This is a genomic window from Streptomyces albicerus (assembly GCF_008905045.1).
In the GTDB taxonomy this organism is placed as follows: Bacteria; Actinomycetota; Actinomycetes; order Streptomycetales; family Streptomycetaceae; genus Streptomyces; species Streptomyces albicerus.
The window spans coordinates 96,634-102,633 of sequence record NZ_VWMY01000040.1; the positions used below are offsets into that span (position 1 = coordinate 96,634).

General features: G+C 70.4%; 5 protein-coding genes and 1 pseudogene. 2 read left to right on the forward strand and 4 right to left on the reverse strand.

The annotated features are described in order from the left end of the window. Positions 1-104 precede the first annotated feature (104 nt). On the forward strand, positions 105-932 hold the full coding sequence (locus tag GAS53_RS33005; protein ID WP_151481432.1) for a helix-turn-helix transcriptional regulator: 828 nt from the start codon (positions 105-107) through the stop codon (positions 930-932). Positions 933-1,075: 143 nt separating this feature from the next. Here the strand turns inward: GAS53_RS33005 and era are convergent, their stop codons facing one another. Then, complete coding sequence (era, locus tag GAS53_RS33010; protein ID WP_151481406.1) at positions 1,076-2,035, reverse strand: GTPase Era; 960 nt, start codon at positions 2,033-2,035, stop codon at positions 1,076-1,078. Positions 2,036-2,192: 157 nt separating this feature from the next. Between era and GAS53_RS33015 the strand changes: the two genes are divergently transcribed. Beyond that, positions 2,193-2,531, forward strand: a complete 339-nt coding sequence (locus GAS53_RS33015) for a P-II family nitrogen regulator (protein ID WP_151481407.1) — start codon at positions 2,193-2,195, stop codon at positions 2,529-2,531. Here the strand turns inward: GAS53_RS33015 and GAS53_RS33020 are convergent. The 3 genes and pseudogenes from GAS53_RS33020 to GAS53_RS33030 form a co-directional block, all read right to left on the reverse strand. Next, a pseudogene (locus GAS53_RS33020) lies at positions 2,428-3,459 on the reverse strand (WxL protein peptidoglycan domain-containing protein); the annotation flags it as partial. The gene GAS53_RS33015 and the pseudogene GAS53_RS33020 sit on opposite strands and share 104 nt — an antisense overlap. Positions 3,460-3,569: 110 nt before the next feature. Beyond that, positions 3,570-4,898 (reverse strand): WxL domain-containing protein, encoded by a 1,329-nt coding sequence (locus GAS53_RS33025; RefSeq protein ID WP_151481409.1) that lies wholly within the window; start codon positions 4,896-4,898, stop codon positions 3,570-3,572. A gap of 242 nt (positions 4,899-5,140) precedes the next feature. Continuing rightward, positions 5,141-5,617 (reverse strand): hypothetical protein, encoded by a 477-nt coding sequence (locus tag GAS53_RS33030; protein ID WP_151481410.1) that lies wholly within the window; start codon positions 5,615-5,617, stop codon positions 5,141-5,143. Between the last annotated feature and the right edge of the window lie 383 nt (positions 5,618-6,000).

Sequence of the window (6,000 nt, forward strand, 5' to 3'; positions counted from 1 at the left end):
CGGGGCGGCGCCCGGCGGGAGAGACCTCCCGATCAGGGGATCAGCAGTCCCTGGATAACTGTGGAGCGAGGCCGCACGCTGGAGGCATGGACCGACCTGGAGGCATGGACCGACCCGGCCTCGCCGATTTCCTGCGCCGCAGCCGCGCCCGCCTGGAGCCCTCCGACGTGGGCCTGACGGCCGGCCCCCGACGCCGTACGCCGGGCCTGCGCCGCGAGGAGGTGGCGGCGCTCGCGGGCATGTCGGTCGACTACTACACGCGCCTCGAGCAGTCGCGCGGCCCGCGCCCGTCCCGTCAGATGCTGGCCGCGCTGGCCCGGGCGCTGCGGCTCACCGACGACGAGCGCGACCACCTCTTCCATCTGACCGGCGAGGAGCCGCCCCGCTCCGGCGGTACCTCCGGCCACGTACGCCCGGGTCTGCTGCTCGTCCTCGACCGGCTGCACGACGTGCCCGCGCAGGTGATGAGCGACCACGGCGACGTGCTCGCCCAGAACACGATGGCCGTGGCGCTGGTGGGCGAGGCGCACGGCGACAACGTCGTACGCCGCTTCTTCACGGACCCCGGCGCCCGCGAGCTGTTCCCTGCCGAGGACCACGCGGGCCTCGCCCGCTCCCACGTGGCCCATCTGCGCTCGGTGACGGCGGCGCGCCCCGACGACTCCGCCGTGACGAAACTGGTGGCCGAACTCCGGGCGTCCAGTGAGGAGTTCGAGCGGTTGTGGGAGACGCACGAGGTCGCGGTGCGGCGGGCGTCGACGAAACGCTTCCTGCATCCGCTCGTCGGGCTGCTGGAGCTCGACTGCGAGATCATGCTGGTCTCGGGCGAGAAACAGATGCTGCTCGTGCACAGCGCGCGCCCCGGCACGGAGGCGTACGAACGGCTTCAGCTCCTACGCGTGGTGGGGCTCCAGGATCTGTCGCCCCGCTGAGGGAGGGGGTTCTCGCCCCCGCCGCCCTTACCCATTCCCGTCCCCTGGGGCTCCGCCCCAGACCCCGTCGGGGGCCGGCCCCCGAACCCCCGCTCCTCAAACGCCGGAGGGGCTGATCTTCAGCGGGGGCGCAGCCCTCGCCGTCAGAATCCCAGCTTGCGCAGCTGTCGGGGATCGCGCTGCCAGTCCTTCGCGACCTTCACATGAAGGTCCAGGAACACCGGCGTGCCCAACAGCGCCTCGATCTGCTTGCGCGACTTGATGCCGACCTCTTTCAGCCGCTTGCCCTTGGGCCCGATGATGATGCCCTTCTGGCTGGGCCGCTCGATGTAGACGAAGGCATGGATGTCGAGGAGAGGCTTGTCGGCCGGCCGGTCCTCGCGAGGAAGCATCTCCTCGACGACGACGGCGATGGAGTGGGGCAACTCGTCCCGCACCCCCTCCAGCGCGGCCTCCCGGATCAGCTCGGCCACCATGACCTGCTCGGGCTCGTCCGTGAGGTCGCCCTCGGGGTAGAGCGCGGGCCCCTCCGGCAGCAGCGGGACGATCAGGTCGGCCAGCAGATCCACCTGCTTGTCGCCGACCGCGGACACCGGCACGATCTCGGCCCACTCGAACCCGAGCTCCTTGCCGAGCTGATCGATGGCGATGAGCTGCTCGGCAAGCGTCTTGCTGTCCACGAGGTCGGTCTTCGTGACGATCGCGATCTTCGGCGTCTTCTTGATGGACGCCAGTTCCTTCGCGATGAAGCGGTCACCGGGCCCGAGCTTCTCGTTCGCGGGCAGGCAGAACCCGATCACGTCGACCTCGGCCCACGTCGTCCGAACGATGTCGTTCAGCCGCTCGCCCAGCAGGGTGCGCGGCTTGTGCAGCCCCGGGGTGTCCACCAGGATCAGCTGGGCGTCCGGCCGATGCACGATGCCCCGTACCGTGTGCCTGGTCGTCTGCGGCTGGTTGGCGGTGATCGCCACCTTCTGGCCGACCAGAGCGTTCGTAAGGGTGGACTTGCCCGCGTTGGGGCGGCCCACGAAGCAGGCGAAGCCCGCGCGATGGGGTGCCCCCGAGGATTCCGGCGGCTCGGATGACTGGGTACGAACGCTCATGACGCCCATTGTCCCTGATCATCGGAGCCCCGCCGCACGCGAATCCCACGGGACCTTACGGTGCACGCCGGGACGGCTTACGATCACGAGGACCCGGGCCACGGCGCCCCGGTCTCCTCGTCCCTCGTCCGCACCGCTCAGAAGGTCAAGACCAGGCATGAAACTCATCACCGCGATCGTCAAGCCGCACCGACTCGACGAGGTCAAGACCGCCCTCCAGGAAATCGGCGTGCACGGGCTGACCGTCACGGAGGCCAGCGGGTACGGGCGCCAGCGCGGCCACACGGAGGTGTACCGCGGCGCCGAGTACCGGGTCGACCTGGTCCCGAAGGTCCGTATCGAGGTCGTCGTCGAGGACGCGGCCGCCGACACCGTCATCGAGGCGATCGTGAAGGCCGCGCAGACGGGGAAGATCGGCGACGGGAAGGTGTGGGTCGTGCCGGTGGAGACGGTGGTGCGGGTACGGACGGGTGAGCGCGGACCCGACGCACTCTGATCACCACCACCGCTCCCGCGATCCCCGCCCCCAGCACCACCGCGACCAGCCACGGCAGCGCGAAGAACGACGTGCTCGCCGACTCGCGGGTGTCCTGCGCGCTGGCCGTCAACGTCACGTCTCCCCAGTCGAGTCGGGGCGCCCCGCGCCACGGTTCGCTGAGCCGTACGCGCTGGCCGGGCAGCAGCTCCGAGGGGATCTTCGCCAGGTCGCGGGAGAGCAGCGTACGGCCGAAGAGGCCCTCCGCCTTCAGCTCCACCTTGGGGTTGAGGGTGACATTGCCGGTGTTGTGGAGGGTGTACGAGACGGTGGCCGTGCTGTCGCCCGTGCCGGGGACCAGGGGCTGGTGGTGGGTGACGCGGACCTGCTCGACGGCGATGGCGGGCACGGTCGGCCCGCCGACCCGCAGGTAGATCCGGGCGCCGACGGCCCGCTGCACGCCGAGTTCGACGGCCCCCTCCCCCTCGTCGATCCGCTCGTCGAGCGCGACCAGCGCGCCCGGATGGTCGCCGGGTTCGGCCTGCTCGGGCACTCGGATCGTGAACGGCACGGTGACCGAGCCGTGCGCGGGAACGGTCACCCGGGACTTCGCGGGCTTCGCCCACGCCCCCACGCCCCGCTGCTTCTCCTGCCGCGTGCGCACCGCGAACCCGCCGTCCCGCTCGGTGTTGTACGCGTCGGCCGCGTACAGCCGGAAGGCGAGCGGCCGTCCGGTCTTGTTCGTGACGGTGACCTTGTCCTCGAGGGTCGTGCCCGGGTCGGCGGAGAGATGGAAGTACGGCCGTGAGGCGAGGTCGCTCGAGACCGGATAGACGGACCAGCTGCCGTTGTCGGCGCCGTACGCGGGCGTGGCGACGCAGGTGAGCAGGGCGAGCGGGAGACACGAGAGGAACACGAGGAACAGGTGGCGGGCGGACGGCTTGCGCATGGGTGCGGACCCCCGGAGGCGAGTCGGACGTGGTGGGCGGGCGGGTGCGCGCCCGACCCACCGATGAGACGGCCCTGCTGACGGATGCTCAGGTGTCGGTCAGGTGATGCTCAGGTGAGCGTGAGCGTCAGCACGCCGGAGTACGCACCGGGCGGGGTGAACGCCGGGACGTTCAGCGAGAGCCGGGCGTCGACGGTGAACTCACCACCGGTGAGCGTGCCGTTGGGGGCGGACGCCAGGGTCGCTCCCGCACTGCCGACCGAGCCGGGCGAACCGGCCTGGCAGGTGCTCGGGCTGCCGGCCTTGGTGGTGCAGACCGGGGTCCAGCCCAGCTTGGCGGCGTCGATCTTCGCCCCGCCGGGACCGGTGAAGTCGGTGACCTTGCCGGTCAGGGACCAGCCCGCGGGTCCGCCGCGGAAGTCCTTGACGGTCACCGTCTGCAGGGAGCCGCGCGAGAAGCCGCCCTTGCCGTAGTCGACCGCCGCGAGTTCGACGGTGTCGCCGGCCTGGGTCATGGACAACGTCCCGGCCTTGACCGAGGAGTTGAGCTTCTGGCTGTCGGCGGGAAGCGGTGTGTCGTCGATGACGACGTAGGCGGCGGGACCGGCGCCCTTCTCCGCGCTCCATGCGCTCCCCTCGTACGCGACGACACCGGTCGTCGCTTTGTCGCTGACGGCCAGGCTGCCGCTGAAGGAGCCTTGCGCGTCCGCGGTGGCGGTGGCCTTGTCGGCGGTCTCGGTGGCTCCGGCCCGTCCGGCGAGGGTGACGGAGGCACCGGGGCTGAAGTCGGTACCGGTGACGGTGACGCTGTCACCGGGCTTCCCGGAGGCCGAACCGAGCGTGATGGCACGGTTGTTGGTCTGTCCGCCGCCATCCGTGGCGGTGATCGTCTCGGAGACGGGGGCGGGCGGGTTGGTGACCGTGCACGGGGTGTCCAGCTCCATGATGTAGCTGGTGTGGATGTTGTAGTCGCCGGGCGAGAGGGTGATCGCGCCAGGTGCGGTGACCGTGAAGGTGCCGGTCATCGAGAACGGCGGGAAGGCGCCCTTCCCCGGCACCGGGTCGTTCTTCTTCGGTCCCGCGACCGTGATGTCACCGGTCTGCGCGCCGCCGAGGGCGACCTTGCCGGTGGGCGTCATGATGTCGGCGGGCAGGGCGAGGTCGACCGGGTTGCTCGCGGCGGGCTTGACCACCGTGTACGTGACGGTGACCGTGTCGCCGACCTTGGGCGCGGGGTTGTCCACCGTGATCCGGGCGGTGGTCGTGCCGTCGATCGGGGGGATGCCCGCGATGGGCGGCGGGACGCAGTGCGTGGCGAAGTCGACCTGCTGCGGCTCCGCGCTCGCGGGGCAGGCGAGTGCGCCTCCCGCGGTGACCGCGAGTGCGGTCGCTCCGAGAAGTGCCGCCCAGCGGCGACGTCTTCGGGTTTCTGAGCCCATGGTTGCCCTCCTGATGATGCGGGCGCAGCGGCTCTTCCGCGTTCTTCTGCGCCGACAGGGGGCCATTGATGTGCGGGTTGTGTGAAAAGTCAATGGAGTCGTCGAAACTGAACTGATGGGTCATCAGTTTCTGTCGACTTCCTTGCTCCACAGGGCTTTTGAGCTCCGGACACCACAAGGACCGGTGCCGCTGCGCGCGGGCGGCACCGGTCCTCACACACGGGTGCTTACTCGTACCGGACTTACTCGAACACGAACGGACCCGGGGACTGCGGGCCGTTCGCCGTACAGGTGATCGTGATCCCGAAGACCTGCATCTGCAGGGAGCCGCCGTTCGCCTCCAGGCTGTCACCGGCAGCCACGGTGCCGGTCAGGGGGCCTACGCTGACGCCGTCACCGGCTGCCATCGCGGGATTCTCAGTGCCGGTGAAGGCCGTGGTGCCGCCGCTCGCCTTCACCATCGTGAGCGTGGAGTTGATCGAGTCCTCGGCGATGGCTATCGGGGCGGTGATCTCGGAGGCGCTGAGCGTGATGGTCGCGGTGGTGCCGCTCTGGGTGGCCGTGAGGGTGGCCTCGCCGGAGCCGCCGATGCTGCAGGTCGCCTGGATGGTCGCCGTCTGGGGGACGACTGCCGCGGCGGTGGGCGCGAAGGCCAGGCCCGTCACCGCGAGGGTGCCGGCGGCTAACGCCGCACCGAGTCCGAGTCGCTTACATCTCATTGGTTTCCCTTCCCTTGTACGGGAATTGCCATGTGGGGATGGCCGACGGGCGCGCCGTCGTGCGGGTACGTGTGCTTGCCGCCGGTCTCTGCTCGTCGACCGGCGACGGTGTGGGGATTCACGTGCGCACGGACCAGACACCGCGAGCGGTGTGCGGCACGCTGCGCGGCGACGAATCTGACGGTCCGTCGGAAGAGCTGCGGTCCATTGATGCGCGGGCAGCTCGGGATTGCAAGAGAAGTGGTGGGGATTCTTCCGGGGGGTGGGGATGTGGCCGAAGTTGGCCGGTGGGCTGTTTTCGCCCCCGCCGCCCCTACCCGTCCCATCCCCTGGGGCTCCGCCCCAGACCCCGTCGGGGGCCAGCCCCCGAACCCCCGCTCCTC